Source organism: Hydrogenophaga sp. (genome assembly GCF_011772445.1).
Lineage (GTDB): Bacteria > Pseudomonadota > Gammaproteobacteria > Burkholderiales > Burkholderiaceae_C > Hydrogenophaga.
Genome location: NZ_WVZN01000016.1, coordinates 19516 through 41776, shown reverse-complemented (window position 1 = coordinate 41776; position 22261 = coordinate 19516). Strand labels below are relative to the sequence as shown.

The following is a 22261-nucleotide window of genomic DNA, read 5'->3' as shown; positions in this document are numbered from 1 at the left end:
GGAAAAAAGGGCGCGTCCCTTGCGGACAGCGCCCTGATCAGATGGCTTTCATGGCCGGCGGTTCAAACATTCACCGAGGGACGGCCCGGATTGTGATCTCAAACATCATTCCGCGCTTATATCCCACGCAGGCCAAAGGGCGCAGCCCGGGCCACGCAGCGCTCAGCGCAGGCCGGCGATGTAGTCGGACACCGCCTTGATTTCACGGTCGGTCATCTTGGAAGCGATGTCCCGCATCTGGGCGCTGTTGGTGCGCGTGCCATCGCGGAAGAGGCGCAACTGCGTGTCGGTGTATTCGGCGTGCTGACCCGCGAGGTGCGGGAACTGCGAGGGAATGCCCGCGCCGTTGGGGCTGTGGCAACCCGCGCAGGCGGCGATGCCCCGGTCGGCCAGTCCGCCGCGGTAGATGCGCTCGCCCAGCTTCACCAGGTCGGCGTCGGAGGCAAAGCCTTCCTTGGCTTTCTGCGAGGCCAGCCAGTACGCGATGTTGCGCATGTCGTCGTCGGACAGAGAGGCCGCCATGCCTTGCATGATGGCGTTCTTGCGCTTGCCGGACTTGTATTCCTGCAGTTGCTTGACGAGGTATTCGGGGTGCTGCTGCGCCAGCTTGGGGTTGGCCGGCGTGGTCGAGTTGCCATCGGCGGCGTGGCAGGCCACGCACACGGCGCCGTAGGTGGCGGCGCCCTTGGCCAGGTCGGGCTTGGCCGACTGCGCGTTCGCGCTCAGGGACAGGACGGCGGCCGCGGCGGCGACCAGGAAGGTGGCATGCAATTTCATGTCGGGCTGTCGTTGCGGTCGACGGGTACGTGGGGGCCGAATCGGTGTTCGGCTGGACAAAACCCGCGGATTTTACAATGCACCCCCAACCTGGTTCCCAATGACCCACGACCCTACTGCCGACCCCGGCCAAGACCCGCGCCTGGCACACGGCTGGCTGCACACCGCCCGCTTCCTCACCACCGCGCCGCAGCTGGAGCATTTGCCGGCCCTGGAGGTGCCAGAGATCGCCTTCGTCGGGCGCTCCAACGCGGGCAAATCCACCGCGATCAACACCCTCACCCAGCAAAAACGCCTGGCCTTCGCTTCCAAGACGCCCGGGCGCACGCAGGCCATCAACCTGTTTTCGCTGGGCAAACAGGGGGTCACCGACGCGGTGCTGGCCGACCTGCCCGGCTACGGCTACGCCGCCGTGCCACGCGAGGCCAAGCTGCGCTGGCAGCGGGTGATGGCCAATTACCTGCTCACGCGGCCCAACCTGGCGGCCGTGGTGCTGCTCGTGGATCCGCGCCTGGGCCTGACCGAACTCGACGAGACCTTGCTGGAAGCCATTCGCCCGCGCGTGGAGCAGGGGCTGAAGTTCCTGCTGCTGCTCACCAAGGCCGACAAGCTCACCCGCACCGAAGCCAACAAGGCACTGGCGATCGCCAAGCTTCAATCGGCCGGAGGCGAAGCGCGGCTGTTCTCGGCACTGAAGAAGCAAGGGCTGGACGAGGTGGCCACGCTGCTGTGGCGCTGGAGCCATGAGCCGGACGCAGATGGTGGCGACGAAAAAGGCAAGGGCCTCGATCCCGGCGAACCCGAGCCCGACGCGCTGGACTGAGGGCCTGAGGGGCTCCCCCCCGCTAGAACAGGTAGAACGGCGGCGCGCCTGGCGGACGCGTCTTGAAGCGCTTGTGCACCCAGTAGTACTGCTCGGGCATGTCGGCGATGAAGGCCTCCAGCCGGCGGTTCATCTCGGCGGTGTCGGCGGTGACGTCCCCCGTCGGGTAATCCGCCCAGGGCGAGTGCACCGTGACCTCATAGCCATCGGGCACCAGTCGCGCCGTCACCGGCACCACCTGCGCGCCGCCCAGTCGCGCCAGGCGCGGCAGCGAGGTGAGCGTGGCCGCCGGCACACCGAAAAAGGGCACGAAGACCGCGTCGCGATCGCCATGGTCCATGTCGGGCAGCAAGTACAGCGGCAAGCCCTCGCGCAGGGCGGTGGCCAGGGCGCGCAAACCCTGGCGCTTGCCCACCACGTGCGGGTTGCCAAAGCGCTGGCGTCCTTCAGCCATCCAGCGGTCCACGTCGGCGTTGAGCTGCTCGGCGTACAGGCCGCAGAAGCGGCGCGAAAGGTGCGCGGTCAATGCCGTCCAACCCGCGTCCATGCCCACGAAATGCGGCGCGAATATCACGGTGGGCGCCTGCCCCTCCAGCACGCCCAGGTCTCCACGCAGCAGCAGGCGGCGCTTGACCACGTGACCTGGCGCCTCCCAGAGCCAGCTGCGGTCCAGCCAGGCCTGGGCGAAATAGACAAAGTGGCGCCGGATGGCGGCGTCGCGCTCGGCCTCCGAGTGATCGGGAAAGCAGGCGGCCCAGTTGGTGCGCGCGATCCTCCGCCGCCGCGTGGCCACCGCGTGCAGCACGCTGCCCAGCGCCCAGCCCAGGGCGCGCACCCAAGACAGGGGCAAGCGGGCCAGCAGGCGCATGACGCCCAATCCCAGCCGGTTGCTCAGGCTGGCCTGCGGCGCGGTGTCGTGCGCGGGGGACGGGGGGGAAGACGGCATCAGCGCGGCTGCTTGTAGCGGTCGTAGGACCACAGGTACTGGGCGGGCGATTCTCGCACCAGGGATTCCATGGCCGCGTTGACGGCACGCGCGGCCGCGAGGGGATCGGCCGGCAGCGGCTCGGCCAGGGGCCGCACGTGCACCACGTAGCCTTGTCCCCGGGGCAGGCGCTCGCCCCAGCTCAGCAGCACCTGGGTGTCGGCCGAGCGCGCCAACCGGGCCGACAGGGTCATGGTGTAGGCATCGCGCCCGAAGAACGGCGCCCAGGCGCCCAGGCCCTTGGGCGGCACCTGATCGGGCAGCAGGCCGACGGCTTCGCCCGACTTCAGCGCCTGCACCAGTTGGCGCACGCCCGAAAGGGTGGTGGGCGCCGTGCGCAGGCCGGGCCGCTCGCGAGAGTGGTCCACCAGCTCGCGCAGCCAGGGCTGGCGGGAGGGGCGAAACAGCACGGTCATGGGGCGCCGGGCGCCGAAGCGCGCGGCGTAGGCCTGGGCGGTGATCTCGAAACAGCCCAGGTGCGGCGTGAGGAACAGCAGCCCCCGCCCGGCGGCCATGGCGGTCTCGATGTGCTCGGCACCTTCCCAGCGCACCGGCACCGGCGCACCCAGCCACAAGCGGGGCAGTTCGGTCACGAGCTTGCCCGCTTCGGCCACCGATCGCCAAGCCACACCGGCTGGCATGTGCGCCTGCCGCGCATTGGCCAGCAGGCGGCGCCGGTAGCGCGGCGACAGCAAGAAGCTCAGCCAGCCCAGCAACACCCCCGCGCCGTGCAACAGGGGCAGCGGCAAACGGCTGCCGAGTGTGAAGAAAAGACGGATCAGCGTGGCCAAGGTGGGGCTGCCAGCGCGGCCGGCTGCACTAGAATCGCCGGATCGCCGAGTTGATGAACTGATTGCGGGGCGATTCACAAATACCGCTAAAGCGTTCGCCGACTTCTGACAGACCGGCAACGCCGATCCGACAAACCTCAGGAGTTTAAATGGCGAGCGATTTCCTCTTCACGTCCGAATCCGTGTCCGAAGGCCACCCCGACAAGGTGGCGGACCAGATTTCCGACGCCATCCTCGATGCGATCTTCGAACAGGACCCGCGCAGCCGCGTGGCCGCGGAAACCCTGACCAACACCGGACTCGTGGTGCTGGCCGGCGAGATCACCACCAACGCCCACGTCGACTACATCCAGGTCGCGCGCGACACCATCAAGCGCATCGGCTACGACAACACCGAGTACGGCATCGACTACAAGGGCTGCGCGGTCATGGTCTGCTACGACAAGCAGTCCAACGACATCGCCCAGGGCGTGGACCACGCCTCCGACGACCACCTGAACACCGGCGCCGGCGACCAGGGCATGATGTTCGGCTACGCCTGCGACGAGACGCCCGAGCTCATGCCGGCGCCCATCTACTACGCGCACCGCCTCGTGGAACGCCAGGCCCAGCTGCGAAAGGACGGCCGCCTGCCCTTCCTGCGCCCCGATGCCAAGAGCCAGGTGACCATGCGCTACGTCGACGGCAAGCCGCACAGCATCGACACCGTGGTGCTCTCCACCCAGCACTCGCCCGACCAGAGCGAGACGCCCACCAAGATGAAGGCCAGCTTCAACGAAGCCATCATCGAGGAGATCATCAAGCCGGTGCTGCCCAAGGAGTGGCTCAAGGACACCAAGTACCTGATCAACCCCACCGGCCGCTTCGTCATCGGCGGCCCGCAGGGCGACTGCGGCCTGACGGGGCGCAAGATCATCGTGGACACCTACGGCGGCGCCGGCCCGCACGGCGGCGGCGCGTTCTCGGGCAAGGACCCGTCCAAGGTCGACCGCTCGGCCGCCTATGCGGCGCGCTACGTGGCCAAGAACATCGTCGCGGCCGGCCTGGCGCGCCAGTGCCAGATCCAGGTCGCCTACGCCATCGGCGTGGCACGGCCCATGAACATCACGGTCTACACCGAGGGCACCGGCGTGATCCCCGACGAGCAGATCGCCAAGCTCGTGCAGGAGCACTTCGACCTGCGCCCGAAAGGCATCATCCAGATGCTGGACCTGCTGCGCCCCATCTACGGCAAGACCGCGGCTTATGGCCACTTCGGCCGCGAAGAGCCCGAGTTCAGCTGGGAAAAGACGGACAAGGCGCAGGCGCTGCGTGCCGCCGCGGGTCTGAAGTAAGTCGAAACACTCCACGCCCAGCCCCGCCGGCGAGAGCCCGCGGGGCTTTTTCGTGCAGAAATGCGCTGGAAACACCCCGCTATTGCTCGGCGGGCTGGCTGAATTTTTCCGTTCGGCGTCCGATATCCACCGCAAGAGCCCTTTTGCCGGCTGTTTGCCCGAACCGTACGGAGCCCCCATGGAGATCGACCTGCCCCTCACCGGACCTGTCTGCGAGAGCGCCAGTGCGCCTGGCCTGTTCGACCATGCACCTTGCGGGCTGCTGGCTCTGGATGCCGAGCTGCAATGCCTGCGCGCCAACGGCACGCTGCTGCGCTGGCTCGGCCACGCCGACGCACCGGCCCACGCCCTGCCGGGCGTGTTCGAGCCCGCCGACCACGGCAGCCAGCAGCAGGTGCGCCTGCACCTGGACCTGCTGCGCCAGACCGGTGAACCCCAGACGCTCGACCTGAGCCTGCGCCGCGCCGATGGCAGCGTGTTCCGTGCGCGCCTGACCTCCTCGGCCGTGCTCGATGCCGACGGCCACTTCCTGCACAGCAGCAGCCTGGTGGTACCCGCACCCGAACCCGTGGCGGTGACGGCCACCGCCGCATCGCCCACCGAAACCCTGCTGCGCGGCGTGACCGACCGCATCCCCGCGCGCCTGGCCTACTACGACAAGGACCTGGTGTGCCGCTTCGCCAACCTGGCGCACGCGGCGCGCTACGGCAAGCGGCCGGAACAGATGGTGGGTTCGCACCTGAGCGAGGTGGTCCGCCCCGACGTTCTGCCCGAAATCCTGCCGCGCGTCGCGGCCGCCCTCAGTGGCCAGCGCCAGACCTTCGAGGCCGAGCGCCTGGACGCCGCGGGCCAGCGCTGCTACTTCGAGATCCACTACATCCCCGACCAGCAGGGGGACGAGGTCAAAGGCCTGTTCATCGAACTGCACGACATCAGCGAGCGCCGCCGCACCGAGGAACTGGTGCTCAACGCCAACCGCGACCTGGAAGAGCGCGTGCAGGAGCGCACCACCGAGCTGTACGAAAGCGAACAGCGCTACCGCCTGATGGTGGACGCGCTGCAGGACTACTGCATCTATTTCGTCGACGATGGCGGCCGCATCACCGAATGGACCGAGAGCGCGCAACGCCTGCATGGCCACGCGCGCCCGCAGATCCTCGGCCAAAGCTTCGCGACGCTGATGAGCAGCGACAACGCCGGCGAGGATGAGGTCGATCCCGCCCAGGTGCTGCGCCTGGCCAAGTCGCACGGCCAGTGGGAATCGCGCGGCTGGCGGCTGCGAGAGGACGGCTCGCGCTTCTGGGCGCACTCCGTGGTGACCGCGCTGCGCAACGAGCGGGGCGAACTGCGCGGGCTCTCATGCATCACGCGCGACATGACTGCGGCCAAAAACCTCGAGGACGTCATGAACGACCTCAACCGCGAACTGGAGAAGCGCGTGGCCGAGCGCACGCGCCAACTCGTGGCCGCGAACAAGGACCTCGACGTCTTCTCGCACATGGTCTCGCACGACCTGCGCGCGCCGCTGCGCCACATCTCGAGCTTCACCGGCCTGCTCAACGAGCAGCTCGGCGAATCCGACGACCCCATGGTCCAGCAGTGCCTGCAGTCGATCGGCAAATCGACCAAGCGCATGAGCCAGATGATCGAGGGATTGCTGGAGTACGCGCGGCTGGGCCGCGTGTCCATCGAGTCGCAGCCCGTGCCGCTGAGCCCGCTGCTGCACGGTGTGGTGGCGCACCTGCGCCAGGAGAACTCGCAACGTCAGATCGAGTGGGTGATCGACCCCGATCTGCCCATGGTGCGCGGTGATGCCATGCTGCTGGCCCAGGCCTGGGGCAACCTGCTCGACAACGCCGTGAAGTACACGCGCAAGCACCCCAAGGCGCGCATCGAGGTGGGCTGCAAGGTCAACCCGGTGGGCGGACACATGTTCTACGTCAGCGACAACGGCGCGGGCTTCGACCTGGAAAAGGCGCACAACCTGTTCGTCATGTTCCAGCGCCAGCACCACTCGATGGACTTCGAGGGCAATGGGACCGGCCTGGCGCTGACGCAGCGCATCATCGAGCGTCACGAAGGCCGCATCTGGTGCGAAACGGCGCCGGGCCGCGGCTGCACCTTCTACTTCACCCTGCCCTTCGACGGCCAGGAACACGCACCCGAGTTCACCGCCTCGGCCATGGCTGCGCTGGCGGCCTGAGCGCTGCAGCGTCCGTCGCGCACGGCCGGGATAATCCCTGGCCATGCCGTCCCCCGCCACCCTGTTCGATCTCGGTGCGCGCACCGCCCTCGTCACCGGCGCCGCGCGGGGACTGGGCCGGGCCATCGCCCAGGCCCTGGCGGCGCACGGCGCGCGCGTCTGGCTCGGTGGCCGCGACGAAGCCGCCCTGCAATCCGTGGCCGAGACCATCGGCCACGCCCGGCCCCTGCCCTTCGACGTGACCGACCACGCCGCCACCCGCGCGGCCATCGCGCGCGTGCTGGCCGTGGACGGCCGGCTCGACATCGTGGTCAACGCCGTGGGCCAGCGCCGCCGCGAGCCGCTGCAGGCCCTGCCCGCGCAGGCCCTGCGCGAGATGCTGGAATCCAACCTGGTGGCCGCCTGGCACCTCTGCCGCGAAGCCAGCGAGCCCATGCGGCGCCAGGGCCACGGCCGCCTGATCAACATCACCTCCATCGCCGGCCCGCTGGCGCGCGCGGGCGACGCGGCCTACACCACCAGCAAAGGCGGCCTGGAGGCCATGACCCGCGCGCTGGCGGCCGAACTGGGGCCGCACGGCATCACGGCCAATGCCATCGCGCCGGGTTACTTCGCCACCGAAACCAATGCGGCCATGGTGGACGACCCCGGCGTGGCCGACTGGCTGCAGCGGCGCACCTCCGTCGGCCGCTGGGGCCGGCCCGAGGAAATCGCCGCCGCCGCGGTCTTCCTGGCCTCGGACGCGGCCAGCTACGTCACCGGGCAGGTGGTGGCGGTGGACGGGGGCTATCTGGCGCATTTTTGAGCGGTGCCCGTGTGGCGCCGCCTTGAAAATCCCGGCGCCTGTCTCCATCATTAGCACTCGCTGGCGCTGAGTGCTAACATCCGCGCCCGTGCCCCGGCTCAGCGCCAGGGCCCCCTTTTTTCCCCTAGCCCTCTTTTCCATTCAGGAGATGCAATGAAACTTCAGCCTCTCGGCGACCGCGTGATCGTCAAGCGCGTGGACAGCGAAACCAAAACCGCCTCGGGCATCGTCATCCCCGATGCCGCTGCCGAGAAACCCGACCAGGGCGAAGTCCTGGCCGTGGGCCCGGGCAAGACCAACGACAAGGGCGAGATCAGGGCACTGACCGTCAAGGTCGGCGACCGCGTCCTGTTCGGCAAGTACAGCGGCCAGACCGTCAAGGTCGACGGCGACGAGCTGCTCGTCATGAAGGAAGACGACCTGTTTGCGGTCGTCGTGAAGTAATCCCCTCCCCCTGATTTGTAGAAGGAGCCAGACATGGCAGCAAAAGACGTGGTTTTCGGCGGCGAAGCGCGCGCCCGCATGGTCGAGGGTGTGAACATCCTGGCCAACGCGGTGAAAGTGACCCTGGGCCCCAAGGGCCGCAACGTGGTGCTCGAGCGTTCGTTCGGCGCCCCCACCGTCACCAAGGACGGTGTCTCGGTCGCGAAAGAGATCGAACTGAAAGACAAGCTCCAGAACATGGGCGCGCAGATGGTCAAGGAAGTCGCTTCCAAGACCACCGACGTCGCCGGTGACGGCACCACCACCGCCACCGTGCTGGCCCAGGCCATCGTGCGCGAAGGCATGAAGTCCGTGGCCGCCGGCATGAACCCCATGGACCTCAAGCGCGGCATCGACAAGGCCGTCGAGGCCCTGGTCACCGAGCTCAAGAAGGCCTCCAAGGCCACCACCACGAGCAAGGAAATCGCCCAGGTCGGCACCATCTCCGCCAACGCCGACGAGTCGATCGGCAAGATCATTGCCGACGCCATGGACAAGGTCGGCAAGGAAGGCGTGATCACCGTCGAAGACGGCAAGAGCCTGGAGAACGAACTCGACGTTGTCGAGGGCATGCAGTTCGACCGCGGCTACCTCTCGCCCTACTTCATCAACAACCCCGAGAAGCAGTCCGCCCTGCTGGAAAACCCCTTCGTGCTGCTGTTCGACAAGAAGATCAGCAACATCCGCGACCTGCTGCCCACGCTGGAGCAAGTCGCCAAGGCCGGCCGTCCGCTGCTGATCATTGCCGAAGACGTCGAGGGCGAAGCCCTGGCCACCCTGGTGGTCAACACCATCCGCGGCATCCTGAAAGTGGTGGCTGTGAAGGCACCTGGCTTTGGCGATCGCCGCAAGGCCATGCTGGAAGACATCGCCATCCTCACCGGCGGCAAGGTCATCGCTGAGGAAGTGGGTCTGACGCTCGAGAAGGTGACCCTGGCCGACCTGGGCCAGGCCAAGCGCATCGAAGTGGGCAAGGAAAACACCACCATCATCGACGGCGCCGGCGCCGCCGCCGACATCGAAGCCCGCGTGAAGCAAGTGCGCGTGCAGATCGAGGAAGCGACCAGCGACTACGACCGCGAGAAGCTGCAAGAGCGCCTGGCCAAGCTGGCCGGTGGCGTGGCCGTGATCAAGGTTGGCGCCGCCACCGAGGTCGAGATGAAAGAGAAGAAGGCCCGCGTGGAAGACGCCCTGCACGCCACGCGCGCTGCGGTGGAAGAAGGCATCGTGGCCGGTGGCGGCGTGGCCCTGCTGCGCGCCCGTCAGGCCGCTGGCGCCATCCAGGGCGACAACCCCGACCAGGACGCCGGCATCAAGCTGGTGCTGAAAGCGATCGAAGCGCCCCTGCGCGAAATCGTGGCCAACGCCGGTGGCGAGCCGAGCGTGGTGGTCAATGCCGTCCTGGCCGGCAAGGGCAACTACGGCTTCAACGCCGCCAACGACACCTACGGCGACATGATCGAGATGGGCATCCTGGACCCCACCAAGGTGACCCGCACCGCGCTGCAGAACGCCGCTTCGGTGGCCAGCCTGATGCTGACGACCGAAGCCATGGTCGCCGAGTCCCCGAAGGACGACGCGCCGGCCATGCCGGGTGGCGGCATGGGAGACATGGGCGGCATGGGCGGCATGGGCATGTAATTGCTCCTTGCCAGAGACGCCATGCCGGCGTTGCAAGGGCTTGCCGTGGCGCTGCCACTGTCTGCGCCCTTGCGCCTTGGCCTGGCGCCTCTGGCGGCGTCGTTGGAGCGTTGTTGGCGCTCCTACAGCTGCAAAGAAAAACCCCGCGAGTGATCGCGGGGTTTTTCTTTTGGGCGCCTGCCTGTCGGCGCTCAGACCATCAGCGCTTCCAGCTTGACGGTATCGGCCGCGAAGGCGCGGATGCCCTCGGCGAGCTTCTCGGTGGCCATCGCGTCCTCGTTCAGCGCGTAGCGGAAACCCGCCTCGTCGTAGCGCACCGGTGCGATGTCGAGGCGCTTCGCCGACTCGGTGTCGAGCGCGCGCGTCAGTGGTGCCTCGCTCGCGGCGAGTTGCGCGAGCAGTTCGGGGCTGATGGTGAGCAAGTCGCAGCCCGCGAGCGCGGTGATCTGCCCGACGTTGCGGAAGCTCGCGCCCATGACCTCGGTGGCGATGCCATGGCGCTTGTAGAACTCGAAGATGCGGCGCACCGAGCGCACGCCCGGATCGTTCGCGCCAGCGTTGGCCGATTCGTCCCACTGCGCGCCGGCCTGCTTCTTGTACCAGTCGTAGATGCGGCCCACGAAGGGTGAGATGAGTCGCACACCCGCCTGGCCGCAGGCCACGGCCTGGGGGAAGGAGAACAGCAGCGTGAGGTTGCAGTGGATGCCCTCGCGCTCGAGTTGCTCGGCCGCGCGGATGCCCTCCCAGGTGGCCGCGATCTTGATCAGCACGCGGTCGCTGTCCACGCCCTCGGCCCGGTACAGGGCGATCAGCCGGCGCGCGCGTTCCAGCGTGGCCTCGGTGTCGAAGCTCAGGCGCGCGTCGACCTCGGTGGACACGCGCCCGGGAATGAGCTTCAGGATCTCGACGCCGAAGCGCACCAGCAGCCGGTTCATCAACTCCACCTTGTCGGTCGCCCCGTGCCGCGCGATTGCCTCGGCCAGCAGCGGCGCGTAGTCGGACTTCTGCACCGCCTTGAGGATGAGCGAAGGGTTGGTGGTGGCGTCCCGGGGAGCGTAGGCCGCCAGTTGCCTGAAGTCGCCGGTGTCGGCGACCACGGTGGTGAACTGTTTGAGGGCGTCGAGCTGGTTCATGGGCGGATTATCGCCCGCGGTGGTAATAAAATTTCAACCCTTCGGACCATTGGGTAACACGCCATGCTCGACCGCATCAAGGCCTCGCTGCCCTCGCTCGCCCCGGCCGAACAGCGCGTGGCCAAGCTGGTGCTGCAAGACCCCCGCAGCTTTGCGAGCCTGCCCGTGAGCGAGCTCGCCGAGCGCGCCCACGTGAGCAAGCCCACCGTGGTGCGTTTCTGCCGCAGCATGGGCTACGACGGCCTGTCGGACTTCAAGCTCAAGCTGGCTGGCACGGTGAGCGAGGGCGTGCCCTTCATCCACCGCAGCGTGGACGCCGACGACAAGACCGGCGACGTGATGGTCAAGCTCATCGACAACACGGTGGCGGCCTTCCTCAAGTACCGCAACGACGCCTCGCACCACGCGATCGAGCGCGCGGTGGACGCGCTCATGGCGACGTGGAAGGGCAAGGGCCGTATCGAGTTCTATGGCGCCGGCAACTCGGGCATCGTGGCGCAGGACGCTCAGCACAAGTTCTTCCGCCTGGGCATCAACGCGGTGGCCTACAGCGACGGCCACATGCAGGTGATGGGTGCGTCGCTGTTGAGCGCGGGCGACTGCCTGGTGATCGTGTCGAATTCGGGCCGCACGCGCGACCTGATGGACGCGGCCGACATCGCGCGCCGCCACGGCGCCACGGTCATCACCATCACCACCAGCGGCTCGCCGCTGGCGCAGGCCGGCCACATCCACCTGGCTGCCGACCACCCCGAAGGCTACGACCGCTACAGCCCCATGACCTCGCGGCTGATGCACCTGATGGTGATCGACATCATGGCCACCTGCCTGGCGCTGCGCATCGGCGGCACGAAACTGCAGCCGCTGTTGCGCGAGATGAAGAACAACCTGCGCAACAAGCGGTACGCCTGAGCCTCGCTCAGATCCGCCCTTCCTCCACCGCGTGGCAGGCGATGCGGATGCCGCCGATGTCCAGCAGCGCGGGGCGCTCGTTGCGGCAGCGGTCGTTGGCGTGCGGGCAGCGCGGATTGAAGGCGCAGCCGCTCGGGGGGTTCAAGGGGTTGGGCACCTCGCCTTGCACCGGCGTTCGCGCCTTGCCGGTGTCGTGCATCTTCGGGATCGCATCGAGCAGCATGCGCGTGTAGGGATGGCGCGGGCTTTCGAACAGGGTTCGCTTGGGCGCCAGTTCCACCAGCCGGCCCAGGTACATCACACCCACCTGGTCGCTCACGTGGCGCACCACGGCCAGGTTGTGGCTGATGAACAGGTAGGTCAGCCCGCGCTGGCGCTGCAGGTCCTTCATGATGTTGAGCACTTGCGCCTGCACCGACACGTCCAGCGCGCTGGTCGGTTCGTCGCAGACGAGGAAGTCCGGCTGCGTGGCCAGGGCGCGCGCGATGGAGATGCGCTGGCGCTGACCGCCGCTGAACTGGTGCGGGTACTTCAGGCTGTCGTGCGGGCTCAGCCCCACCGAGCGCAGCAGGTCTTCCACGCGCTCGCGCAGCTTCAGGGGATCGGTTTCGATCTCGTGCTCGCGCAAGGGCTCGGCGATGATGTCCTCCACGCGCCAGCGCGGGTTCAGGCTCGCGTACGGGTCCTGGAAGATCATCTGGATGCGCCGGCGCAGCACCCGCCCGGCGGGTGTCTTGAAGGCCGCGTGGGCGTCCTGCTGGTCGAACTGGAAGCCGCCACGCGTGGGCTCGTACAGGCCCACCAGCAGCCGCGCCACGGTGCTCTTGCCACAGCCCGACTCGCCCACCAGCGCCAAGGTTTGGCCGCGCGGGATGTCGAAGCTCACGCCGTCCACCGCACGCAGCAACTGGCGCGGCTTGCGTTCGAGCACGCGGTTGAGCCAGGGCGGCGAGACGTCGAAGGTCTTGGCCAGGTCGGTGGCGCGCACCAGGGGCGCGGCGTCCTGTTGCAACACGGCGCTCATGCAGCGGCTCCCTGTTGCAGCCAGCAGGCCGCGCGCGTGGCGCCGGCGTCCATGAGCTCGGGGCGATCCACGTAACAGCGGTCGAACACGCGCTCGCAGCGCGGGTTGTAGGCGCAACCTTTGGGGATCGCGTTGAGGCGCGGCATGGCGCCGTCGATCTGGTGCAGGCGCTCGCGCTCTTGCGTCATGTCGGGGATGCAGGCCATCAGGCCACGGGTGTAAGGGTGGGCCGGGTGGTTGATCACCTCGTGCACGGGGCCGATCTCGGCGATGCGCCCGGCGTACATCACGGCCACGCGGTCGCAGGTCTCGGCGATCACGCCCATGTCGTGCGTGATCAGCATGACGGCCGCGCCGCGCTGTTTGCAGAGGCGCTTGAGCAGCGTGATGATCTGCGCCTGGATGGACACGTCCAGCGCGGTGGTGGGCTCGTCGGCGACGATGAGCTGGGGCTCGGCCGCCAGCGCCAGCGCGATGACCACGCGCTGGCGCATGCCGCCGCTGAACTGGTGCGGGTAGTGGTCGATGCGCTGCTCGGCCGCCGGGATGCCGGTGTCGCGCAGCAACTGGATCGCGCGTTCGCGCGCTTCGGCCGCGCTCACCGGCAGGTGGGTGATGATGGTCTCGGTCAGCTGGCGGCCCACCGAGTAGAGCGGGTTCAGCGAGGTCAGCGGGTCCTGGAAGATCGCGCCGATCTTGCGTCCGCGGATGCGGCGCATCTTCTCGTGTGGCAGGTTGTCGATGCGCTGGCCTTCGAGCAACACCTGCCCGGAGGCGATGCGCCCGGGCGGCTCCAGCAGGCCGATGATGGCGGCGCCCGTGAGCGACTTGCCGGCGCCGGACTCGCCGACCACGCCCAGGATCTCGCCGGGCGCGATGTCGAAGGAGATGTCGTCGAGCGCGCGCAGGGTGCCGCGGCGCGTGGGGAATTCGACGACGAGGTTCTTGACTTGCAGCAGGCTCATGGTCAGCGCAGCCTTGGGTTGAGGGCGTCGCGCAGCCAGTCTCCCAGCAGGTTCACGCTGAGCGCGATGAGGATGAGCATGAGGCCGGGGAAGATGGTGATCCACCACTCGCCGGAGAAGAGGTAGTCGTTGCCCACGCGGATGAGCGTGCCCAGCGAGGGCGAGGTGGGCGGCGCGCCCACGCCCAGGAAGGACAGCGTGGCCTCGGTGATGATGGCCGTGGCGACCTGAATGGTGGCCAGCACCAGCACCGGGCCCATGACGTTGGGCAGCACGTGGCGGCCCATGATGCGCAGTGGCGCCACGCCGGTGACGCGCGCGGCCTGCACGTATTCCTTGCTCCTCTCCACCAGCGTGGAGCCGCGCACGGTGCGCGCGTACTGCACCCAGCCGGCCAGGGTGATGGAGATGATGAGCACGCCGAAGGCGAGCGTCTCATGCGCATTGGGGAACAGCGCACGCCCCACGCCGGCAATCAGCAGCGCGATCAGGATGGGCGGGAACGACAGCATCACGTCGCACAGGCGCATGAGGAAGGCATCGATCCAGCCCCCAAGGAAGCCAGCCAGCAGGCCCAGCGTGACGCCGATGAGCACCGACAGCACCACCGAGGCCAGGCCCACGGCGAGCGAGATGCGCGCGCCGTACATGAGCGCGGAGAGGATGTCGCGGCCCTGGTCGTCCGTGCCCAGCACGAAGGCGGGGTTGCCACCTTCCTGCCACACGGGCGGCAGGCGCGCGTTCATCAGGTCCAGCGTGGCGAGATCAAAGGGATTGTGTGGCGCGATCCAGTTGGCAAAGAGCGCGCAGACCACACAGACGAAGGCGATCACCGCCGCCACGATGGCCGTGGGCGAGGTGCGAAAGCTGTAGCCGACATCGCTGTCAAGCGCGCGGCGAATGAGGGCAATCAAGGAAACATCCTGGCGATTGAAGTGAAGCTGGGCCCAGGGCCAGCGCGGATCCGGCTCCGCCGGTCCGCTGCTGGCGTCCCCCTGGGGGGAAGACGCCGCAGGCGGCGCAGGGGGTACCTCTACTTCACCGACATGTAGCGGAACGGCATGAAGTTGTCCGCGAGCTGGGCCAGCGTGACGTTGTTGGCCACGCCCCAGGCCAGGGCCTGCTGGTGCAGCGGCAGGTGGCCGATGTCATCGGAATGGAGCTTGAAGGCTTCGCGGATCATGGCGTCGCGCTTGGCCTTGTCGGTTTCGGACTGGATCTGCTTGGTCAGCTCATCCACCTTGGGGTTGCAGTACGAACCCAGGTTGAACTGGCCGGAGCCCGAGTCGTCCACGCAGCGCATCAACGCGTTGAGCGCGTTGTGCGAGTCGTAGGTGCCTGGCGTCCAGCCCAGCATGTAGAAGCTGGTGTCGCGGCGCAGGATCTTGGGGAAGTAGGTGCCCTTGGTCTCGGCCTGGAGGTTGATCTTGACGCCCACGCGCGCCAGGTTGGCGGCCACGGCCTGGCAGATGTTGCCGTCATTGACGTAGCGGTCGTTCGGGCAGTTCATGGCTACTTCGAAGCCATTCGGGTAACCGGCCTCGGCCAGCAGCTTCTTCGAGGCTTCGGGGTCGTAGGGCAGGCGGGTGTTCAGGCTGGCATCGAAGCCGTTGATGCCAGGGCCGACCATCAGCGCCGTGGGCGCCGACGCACCGCGCATCACCGTGCGCTGGATGCCCTGGATGTCGATGGCCTGGTAGAAGGCCTGGCGCACGCGCTTGTCCTTGAAGGGGTTCTTGCCTTTCACGTTGGAGTACAGCAATTCGTCCCGCTTCTGGTCCATGCCCAGGAAGATGGTGCGCAACTCGGGGCCCTGCATGACCTTGGACTTGCCACTGCTGTTGATGCGCGCCACGTCCTGCAGCGGCACGGGCTCGATGACGTCGACCTGGCCCGACAGCAGCGCGGCCACGCGCGTGGAATCGTTGCCGATGGGCGTGTACTCCACCGTGCTCACGTTGCCCTCGATCTTGCCCCAGTAGTTGCCGTTGCGCTGGAAGGTCGTCCTCACGTTGGGCTGGCGCTCACGCAGGCGGAACGGGCCGGTGCCGTTGGCGCGGAACGAGGCGGCGTTCTCGATGCCCTTGCGCCGGTCCACCGGGCGTGTGGCCTGGTTGTCCTCGCACCACTTCTTGCTCATGACGTAGAGCAGCGAGAGCACGTCGGGCAGGATGGGGAACGGCCCCTTGGTTTCGACGTCGACGGTGTGCGAATCGACCTTGCGCACGTCCTTCACGTCGTTCACGTAACTCTTCATGTCAGACCCTTCGCCCGCGGCGCGCGCGAAGGTGAACAGCACGTCGTCGGCGGTGAAGGGCGTGCCGTCGTGGAATTCAACACCCTTGCGCAGCTCGAAGCGCCAGACGGTGGGCGAGGTCTGCTTCCAGCTCGTGGCCAGGCCGGGCACCAGCTTGAGGTTGCGGTCGCGTGCCACCAGGGGCTCGTAGACGTTGCCCGTCACGGTGAGCTGCAGCGATTCGTTGAGCGAATGCGGGTCCATCGACAAAGCGTCGCCCTGGTTGCCGATGCGCACGGTCTGGGCGCTGGCGGCACCGGTCGCCAAGGCGGCGGCCACGAGCAGGGCGGCCGAGGATTGCTTGAGTTTCATGCTTCGCTCCTTGCGGGGGTGGGTAAAGGTGTGGCGGAGTTCTGGCGGGGCGCTGCGGCCTGGTCGGCCAGCGGCATGCCTTGCTCGATGAGGCTGGCGTGCAGGGCCGCGCCCAGCGGCAGCACCTCGTCGTTGAAGTCGTAGCGGCTGTTGTGCAGGAAGCAGGCGCCCTGCCCGTTGTCGGCGCCCTGGCCCAGGCGCAGGTAAGCACCAGGCTTGACCTGCAGCATGAAGGAGAAGTCCTCCGCGCCCATGCTCGGGTCCATGTTGCGGTCCACGTGGTCATGGCCCACGAGCTTTTGCGCCACTTCCACGGCGAAGCGGGCTTCGTCGCGCGTGTTGATGGTGGCCGGGTAGATGCGCTCGTAGTTCAGGTGGGCCGAGGCCCCCAGGCCCAGCGCCACGCCGGAACACACTTCGTGCAGGCGCTTTTCCACCATGGCCTGCACCTCGGGGTTGAAGGTGCGCACCGTGCCGATGAGGCGCGCGGTGCCGGGAATGACGCTGAAGGCACCCGGGTCCCCGGCCTGCATGGCACACAGGCTGATGACGGCGCTGTCGATCGCGCGCACGTTGCGCGAGACGATGCTCTGCACGGCCGTGATGATGTGGGCCGCCACCAGCACCGGGTCGACCGCGGCGTAGGGGTGCGCGCCGTGGCCGCCCTTGCCGGTGATCTCGATCGTGATCCGGTCGGCCGAGGCCATCATCGGGCCGGGGTTCACGCCCACCATGCCCGGGCGCATCTGCGGCCAGTTGTGCATCGCGAAGACCGATTGCACGGGGAAGCGGTCGAACAGGCCATCCTCGATCATGGCCTTGGCGCCGGCGAAGCCTTCCTCGCCGGGCTGGAAGATGAGCACGGCCGTGCCATCGAAGTGGCGCGTTTCGGCCAGGTAACGCGCGGCGCCCACCAGCATGGCGGTGTGCCCGTCGTGCCCACAGCCGTGCATCATCCCGGGCTTGGCCGACTTCCAGGCGAAGTCGTTGTGCTCGGTCATGGGCAGCGCATCCATGTCGGCGCGCAGGCCGATCATGCGGCCGCTGCCACTCTGGCGGCCACGGATGATGGCCACCACGCCGGTCTTGCCGATGCCGGTGTGGATCTCGTCCACGCCGCAGACCTTGAGCGACTCCACCACGCGCTTGCTGGTGTAGACCTCTTCGAAGCCGAGTTCTGGGTGGGCGTGCAGGTCGCGCCGCAGAGCGGTGAGTTCGGGGTGAAAGGCGGCAATGTGCGCGAACGCCGCGCCATGGGCCTTGTAGCGTGACTTGTTGACCATGTCAGTGTCCTCCGGACTTTTCCACTCGCAGGCGTGGATCGACCGCAAAGTACAACAGATCGACGATCAGGTTGATCACCACGAAGATCAGCGCGATCAGGCACAGGTAGGCGGCCATGACGGGGATGTCCGCGAAGGTCACGGCCTGGATGAACAGCAGCCCCATGCCCGGCCACTGGAACACCGTCTCGGTGATGATCGCGAAGGCGATGATGCGACCGAGCTGCAGGCCGGTGATGGTGATCACCGGCACCAGCGTGTTCTTGAGCGCATGGCCGAAGTGAACGGCGCGGTTGGTGAGGCCGCGGGCGCGCGCGAACTTGATGTAGTCGGTGCGCAGCACCTCCAGCATCTCGGCGCGCACCAGCCGCATGATCAGCGTGAGCTGGAAGATCGCCAGCGTGACGGCCGGCAGCGTGATGTGGATCCAGCCCTTCGTGGTGAGCAGCCCTGTGCTCCACCAGCCCAGGTTGACCACATCGCCGCGGCCGAAGCTGGGGAACCAGCCCAGGTGCACCGCGAACACCAGAATCAGCAGGATGCCGATCAGGAAAGTGGGCAAGGACACACCCAACAGCGAGATCGTCATGAAGACCTGGCTGAGGAAGGTGCCGCGTTTGAGCGCCGCGTACACACCCATGGGAATGCCGACCAGCAGCGCGAGCACCGCAGCCACCATGGACAGCTCCAGCGTCGCCGGGAAGCGCTCGGCAATCAGGCGCGAGACCTTGGCACCCTGGCGCAGGCTCAGGCCGAATTCACCCTGCGCGGCGTTGACCAGGAAGTGCCAGAACTGCACGAAGAAGGGCTGATCGAGTCCCAGGTCGGCGCGCAGGGCCCGCACCTGTTCCGGTGTGGCGTCCTGACCGAGCAGGAACACCACCGGATCCCCGACGTACTGGAACAGCATGAATGCGATCAGCGCCACGCTGACCATGACGATCACCGCCTGAGCGAGACGTCGGAGAATGAAGGCGAACATCGATGAAAAAGCAAGAGAGGGTCGCGCCCGGGCGGAGGCGACCCTCTTTGGTCAATACCTGGGTCAGTTTACCGTGATGAGCCGCCAATCCAGGCGGTTGTCGGCGCGGTGAACCACGTTGATGTTCTTCTTCATCGCCCAGGGAATGATCTGGTTGTGCAGCGGCAGGTGCGACACGTCGGTGTTCGACAGCTCCAGCGCCTCGGTCAGCAGGCGGTTGCGGATCAGCAGGTCGGTCTCGACCTTCGCGCGATCGATGATCTGGTCCATCTTGGGGTTGCTGTAGCGGCCCACGTTGTAGTTGCCGTCGCCGCCCTGGCCCACGCTGCGCACCAGCGACTGCAGGCTGTACATCGCGTCGAAGGTGGGCACACCCCAGCCGAGCATGTAGATGCTGGCCTCGTAGCGCTGGATCATCGGGAAGTAGGTGGACAGGGGCAGCGTGCGCAGCTTGGCCTTGACGCCGACGCGCGCCCACATGGCCGTCACGGCCTGGCAGATGGCCTCGTCGTTGATGTAGCGGTTGTTCGGGCAGGCGAAGTCGACCTCGAAGCCGTCCTTGTAGCCGGCGTCCGCGAGCAGCTGCTGCGCGGCTGCCACGTCGAACGGGTAGCGCTTGTGCACACCCTCCGTCCAGCCCGTCACTTGCGGCGCGATGATCGCGCCGGTGGGCTGGCCCAGGCCGCGCAGCGTGACGCGCGCGATCGCGTTCATGTCGATCGCCTGGTACAGCGCCTTGCGCACGCGCACGTCCTTCAGCGGGTTCTTGCCTTTGACGTTGCTGCCGACCAGTTCATCGCGGTGCTGGTCCATGCCAAAGAAGATGGTGCGGTTCTCGACACCGTCCATGACCTTGAGGTTGCCGTCCTGGCGCAGGCGCGGCAGGTCCTGCGGACTGGGGTCGAGCACGAAATCGACCTCACCCGACAGCAGCGCGGCCATGCGCGTGGCCGTGGCCTTCACCGGCGTGTAGACGATCTCGGTGACATTGGTCTCTGCACCGCCCTTGCCCCACCAGTTGGGGTTGCGCGCGAGCACCATTTTTTGATCCTGCGACCACTCCTTCAAAACGAAGGGACCGGTGCCCATCGCATTGCGGTGCGCGAAGTTCTCGTCCTGCGTCTTGATGTCCTTGGGCGCGACGGAGTTGTTCTTCTCCGCCCAGGCCTTGCTCATCATGCGCAGCTCGGTGAGCTGGTTCACCAGCACCGGATTGGGGCCCTTGGTGAAGATGTCGATCGTGTTGTTGTTGACCTTGACGATGCGGTCGATGCCCTGGATGTACGGGGTGAAGTTCGAGGTCGGCGCCATCGCGCGCTGGAGCGAGAACACCGCGTCATCGGCCGTGAAGTCTGAACCGTCGTGGAATTTCACGCCGGTGCGCAGCGTCAGGCGCAACTGCGTCGGCGACACCTGATTCCAGCCCGTGGCCAGCAGCGGCTCGGGCTTGAAGGTGCGGCTGTTGTAGTACACCAGCGACTCATAGACCGAGGCATGGATGCCGTTGGCCAAGGCGTTGTTCTGGGAATGGATGTCCCAGGTCGGGATGTCACTGGCACTCGTCCACTTGAAGGTCTTGGCTTGAAGGCCACCGGTCGTGACAGCCAAGGCTGCTCCCAGCACGACCGCCTGCATGGGCACGGAGAACGATTTCATCGTTGACACCTGAAATAAATGAAGGTGCCGCGACTATGCAACAAGCGTTCCTGCACCAGCGACGGGACTTACCCGTACCGGGTATTCGCTTCCCCCGGATGCCACGCATCCCGACGCAGTCACGACCCCTGCACGCCATTTCCGGACTCAAAGCAAAACATCATTCGTTCGTCATTACAAATAATTCTTTATGGCTATATTCGTCTCGCCTATCGAAAAAAAGATAGGTCTTTCAAATCATTTCCACACAGGAAGGTTCATCACCATGAAGAAGTTTCTCGTCGCTGCGCTGTTCTCTCTGCTGGCCGCCACAGGCTTCGCCGCCGTCGATGTCAACAAGGCCTCCGAGGCTGATCTCGACAGCATCAAGGGCATTGGCCCCAGCACCACCAGCAAGATCCTTGAACAGCGCAAGGCCGCACCATTCAAGAGCTGGGGCGACCTGATCGAGCGCGTGCCTGGCATTGGCGACAAGCGCGCCGCGAAGCTGTCGCAAGAAGGCCTGACGGTCAATGGCGAGGCATTCAAAGCGACCAACGCACCCGCAGATACCAAGCCCAAGCAGTAAGCGCAGGCTTGCGGCAGGCCCAATGAAAAAAGCCGCCCGGCATGCCGGGCGGCTTTTTGTTGAGCAGCGCTCGTTCTGAGATCAGAAGATCAGAAGTTGTGCTGGATGCCCAGGCCGAAGAGGGTGCCCTTGACTTCGTCACCAGGGAGCGCTTCGAACTCGGTCTTGGTGCGATTGAACGCTGCGTACAGGAAGGTGCGCTTGGACAGCGTGTACTTGGCACCAACACTGAAGCCGGTGGTGGTGGTCTGATCCACGCCGCCACTCTCGGTCTTGGAGCGGGCCACGCCCACGCCGATGTCGAAACCGGCGCCCACGGGCACGTCAACGCCGAGGTTCCACTCGTTGGCCTTGACTTCAGCGAAGCCGTCCGGCTCAACCTTGACCTGGTTCAGGCCACCGACGAGCTTCAACATGCCGAAGTCGTAAGAACCATTGAGCAGGTTGTAGGTGGTCTTGCCGGTGGTTGCCAGGTTCGTCAGGATGCCGGTGCTGTCGAGACCGTTCAGGCCTTCGACTTTCTGGCTCTGGTGAGCGAAGCCGGCGACGATGGGGCCGTTCGCGTAGTTCACGCTCAACGACACCAGGTTGCTGGCGCTGTTGTTCGGCGAGCTGGCACGGTCTTCACCCAGCGAGTAGGCAAAGGCGCCCGAGAAGCCGCCAAAGTTGGGCGTGTTGTAGCGGATGGTGTTGTTCGGGTTGTCTTCGTAGAAGAGCCAGGTGGTCCACGAAGCAGCGAAGTTGGCATTGAACGTGTCGTTGGCCATCGCGCGCGTGTCGTCGTACGGCGTCCAGGGCTTGCCCAGCTGGATTTCACCGAAGCCGCCCGACAGGCCGACCCACGACTGACGGTCGAAGCGCAGGCCACCGGAAGTACCGGTGTCCATCGCCAGAGCGGCTTCCAGATTGAAGTTGGCCTTCAGACCACCACCCAGGTCCTCAGAACCCTTGAAACCCAGACGGCTGGTGTTGAAGCCGCCGCTCTCGAGCACGGACTCGCTGGCGGAAGCCGACACGCCACCGATGGTGGCTTCGGCCTTGGTGCGGCCAACCCACACGTCGGCCATACCGTAGAGCGTCACGCTCGATTGAGCCATCGCGGCGCCGCAGGTGCCCAGCACAGCGAGAGCGATCAGACTTTTCTTCATGGGGGAGTTTCCTTTTCCTTTGGAACGGTTTGGAAGCGTTTCACACGACTGAAACTGAGCAGATGGTAGCGAGCGCGCATTGGGTTTCCGGGTTACCACCTAGGCTTTTACACGCATGAGGGGCATTTCGTAGCAACTGC

The 22261-nt window shown here is 66.6% G+C and carries 20 protein-coding genes; 8 read left to right on the top strand and 12 right to left on the bottom strand.

Annotated features, from left to right (window positions below; all coding sequences use genetic code 11):
- Positions 1-162: 162 nt before the first annotated feature.
- Positions 163-777, bottom strand: a complete 615-nt coding sequence (locus tag GTO19_RS06710; RefSeq protein WP_291019478.1) for a c-type cytochrome — start codon at positions 775-777, stop codon at positions 163-165.
- A 100-nt stretch (positions 778-877) separates the two neighbouring features.
- On the opposite strand from GTO19_RS06710, the gene yihA reads away from it, so the two are divergent.
- The gene (gene yihA / locus GTO19_RS06705) at positions 878-1600 is read left to right on the top strand and encodes a ribosome biogenesis GTP-binding protein YihA/YsxC (RefSeq protein WP_291019475.1); all 723 of its coding nucleotides are present in this window, start codon (positions 878-880) and stop codon (positions 1598-1600) included.
- Between the two features lie 22 nt (positions 1601-1622).
- On the opposite strand, the gene GTO19_RS06700 is transcribed toward yihA, so the two are convergent.
- The gene (locus GTO19_RS06700; protein ID WP_291019471.1) at positions 1623-2546 is read right to left on the bottom strand and encodes a lipid A biosynthesis acyltransferase; all 924 of its coding nucleotides are present in this window, start codon (positions 2544-2546) and stop codon (positions 1623-1625) included.
- Positions 2546-3376: a lysophospholipid acyltransferase family protein gene (locus GTO19_RS06695; RefSeq protein ID WP_291019468.1), complete on the bottom strand. Its 831-nt coding sequence runs from the start codon at positions 3374-3376 to the stop codon at positions 2546-2548. Before GTO19_RS06695 ends, GTO19_RS06700 begins: the two co-directional genes overlap by 1 nt.
- Before the next feature lie 149 nt (positions 3377-3525).
- Between GTO19_RS06695 and metK the strand changes: the two genes are divergently transcribed.
- The 5 genes from metK (at position 3526) to groL (ending at position 9842) form a co-directional block, all read left to right on the top strand.
- Positions 3526-4710 (top strand): methionine adenosyltransferase, encoded by a 1185-nt coding sequence (metK, locus tag GTO19_RS06690; protein WP_291019465.1) that lies wholly within the window; start codon positions 3526-3528, stop codon positions 4708-4710.
- A gap of 178 nt (positions 4711-4888) precedes the next feature.
- Positions 4889-6913 carry a PAS domain-containing protein gene (locus tag GTO19_RS06685; protein ID WP_291019462.1) on the top strand — a complete coding sequence of 675 codons (2025 nt, stop codon included), beginning with the start codon at positions 4889-4891 and terminating at the stop codon, positions 6911-6913.
- Positions 6914-6956: 43 nt separating this feature from the next.
- Positions 6957-7718, top strand: coding sequence for an SDR family oxidoreductase (locus GTO19_RS06680; protein ID WP_291019459.1), 762 nt, complete (start codon positions 6957-6959; stop codon positions 7716-7718).
- Positions 7719-7871: 153 nt separating this feature from the next.
- Positions 7872-8162, top strand: a complete 291-nt coding sequence (groES, locus tag GTO19_RS06675) for a co-chaperone GroES (RefSeq protein ID WP_291019457.1) — start codon at positions 7872-7874, stop codon at positions 8160-8162.
- A gap of 33 nt (positions 8163-8195) precedes the next feature.
- Entirely contained in the window at positions 8196-9842 is a 1647-nt protein-coding gene (gene groL, locus GTO19_RS06670; RefSeq protein ID WP_291019455.1) for a chaperonin GroEL, read from the top strand.
- 191 nt (positions 9843-10033) lie between these two features.
- On the opposite strand, the gene tal is transcribed toward groL, so the two are convergent.
- Entirely contained in the window at positions 10034-10975 is a 942-nt protein-coding gene (gene tal / locus GTO19_RS06665) for a transaldolase (protein ID WP_291019453.1), read from the bottom strand.
- A 63-nt stretch (positions 10976-11038) separates the two neighbouring features.
- Here tal and GTO19_RS06660 point away from each other — a divergent pair, with 63 nt between their 5' ends.
- Complete coding sequence (locus tag GTO19_RS06660; protein ID WP_291019450.1) at positions 11039-11887, top strand: MurR/RpiR family transcriptional regulator; 849 nt, start codon at positions 11039-11041, stop codon at positions 11885-11887.
- A gap of 7 nt (positions 11888-11894) precedes the next feature.
- Here GTO19_RS06660 and GTO19_RS06655 read toward each other — a convergent pair whose 3' ends face one another.
- From GTO19_RS06655 to GTO19_RS06625, 7 genes are all read right to left on the bottom strand, one after another.
- Positions 11895-12911, bottom strand: a complete 1017-nt coding sequence (locus GTO19_RS06655) for an ABC transporter ATP-binding protein (protein ID WP_291019448.1) — start codon at positions 12909-12911, stop codon at positions 11895-11897.
- On the bottom strand, positions 12908-13876 hold the full coding sequence (locus tag GTO19_RS06650) for an ABC transporter ATP-binding protein (RefSeq protein WP_291019446.1): 969 nt from the start codon (positions 13874-13876) through the stop codon (positions 12908-12910). The genes GTO19_RS06655 and GTO19_RS06650 overlap by 4 nt, the downstream gene beginning before the upstream one ends.
- Positions 13877-13878: 2 nt before the next feature.
- A complete protein-coding gene (locus GTO19_RS06645; protein ID WP_291019444.1) occupies positions 13879-14790 on the bottom strand; it encodes an ABC transporter permease in 912 nt (303 codons plus the stop codon).
- Positions 14791-14909: 119 nt separating this feature from the next.
- A complete protein-coding gene (locus tag GTO19_RS06640) occupies positions 14910-16484 on the bottom strand; it encodes an ABC transporter substrate-binding protein (protein ID WP_291019443.1) in 1575 nt (524 codons plus the stop codon).
- Positions 16481-17767 (bottom strand): M20 aminoacylase family protein, encoded by a 1287-nt coding sequence (locus GTO19_RS06635; RefSeq protein WP_291019440.1) that lies wholly within the window; start codon positions 17765-17767, stop codon positions 16481-16483. Before GTO19_RS06635 ends, GTO19_RS06640 begins: the two co-directional genes overlap by 4 nt.
- A gap of 1 nt (position 17768) precedes the next feature.
- Positions 17769-18749 (bottom strand): ABC transporter permease, encoded by a 981-nt coding sequence (locus GTO19_RS06630; RefSeq protein ID WP_291019437.1) that lies wholly within the window; start codon positions 18747-18749, stop codon positions 17769-17771.
- Between the two features lie 63 nt (positions 18750-18812).
- Positions 18813-20384: an ABC transporter substrate-binding protein gene (locus GTO19_RS06625; RefSeq protein WP_291019511.1), complete on the bottom strand. Its 1572-nt coding sequence runs from the start codon at positions 20382-20384 to the stop codon at positions 18813-18815.
- A gap of 286 nt (positions 20385-20670) precedes the next feature.
- On the opposite strand from GTO19_RS06625, the gene GTO19_RS06620 reads away from it, so the two are divergent.
- Positions 20671-20973 carry a DUF655 domain-containing protein gene (locus tag GTO19_RS06620; protein ID WP_291019434.1) on the top strand — a complete coding sequence of 101 codons (303 nt, stop codon included), beginning with the start codon at positions 20671-20673 and terminating at the stop codon, positions 20971-20973.
- 89 nt (positions 20974-21062) lie between these two features.
- Here GTO19_RS06620 and GTO19_RS06615 read toward each other — a convergent pair whose 3' ends face one another.
- A complete protein-coding gene (locus GTO19_RS06615) occupies positions 21063-22121 on the bottom strand; it encodes a porin (RefSeq protein ID WP_291019432.1) in 1059 nt (352 codons plus the stop codon).
- Between the last annotated feature and the right edge of the window lie 140 nt (positions 22122-22261).